Here is a 617-nt window from a genome sequence, read left to right as displayed (position 1 = left end):
TTGACGGTTCAAATCAATTATGGGAGGCAGACATTAAATACGGCTATGTCGAAGGTGAAGATCGATTTTTCTTTGTCATGTCCATAATCGACGTCTTTGATCGAAACATAGTGGACTATCATATGGGTTTGAGTTGTACTGGCAACGATGTGAATCAAGCGTTACAGCGAGCCTTGTTTAAACGGCAACTATGCGGTGAATTGGAAAAACCTGTGATTCGAACAGACAATGGACCACAGTTTATTTCCCATACATTTGAGGAGTTTTGTGAAAATTATAAAATTGAGCATGAAAGAATTCCTCCGAAAACACCGAATATGAATGCCCATATTGAATCATTCCATCGGATCTTTGAGGATGACTGCTTGTCCAGATGGCAATTTGAAACGTATGCACAGGCCTACGAGGTTGTCACTGAATTTATGATCTTTTATAACGAAAGACGCATGCATTCTAGTATTCTAGACTTGTCACCAATGGAATTTTACAAGAAGCAACAAAAGGAAAAGGTGCAAATCAAAGAGGTTCGGGTTTAATCTTCCCTTCCATTTTTTCTTCCTTTTGTCCCAAAAATTAAAAAAGCTATTTCAGGAATGAAATCAAGGGCGACGATAGTC

At 38.6% G+C, this 617-nt stretch carries 1 protein-coding gene; it reads left to right on the top strand.

Annotated elements, in window-relative coordinates; translation table 11 throughout:
- Window positions 1-536: DDE-type integrase/transposase/recombinase (locus BFU02S_RS16135; RefSeq protein ID WP_157075978.1), on the top strand; the 536-nt coding region annotated here is incomplete at its 5' end.
- Window positions 537-617: the final 81 nt, after the last annotated feature.

Origin of the sequence: Neobacillus fumarioli NBRC 102428, assembly GCF_001591485.1 — a bacterium.
GTDB lineage: Bacteria > Bacillota > Bacilli > Bacillales > Cytobacillaceae > Neobacillus > Neobacillus fumarioli.
Note: the sequence above shows the minus strand (reverse complement) of the source record. Positions and strands in the feature narration are given on the sequence as shown.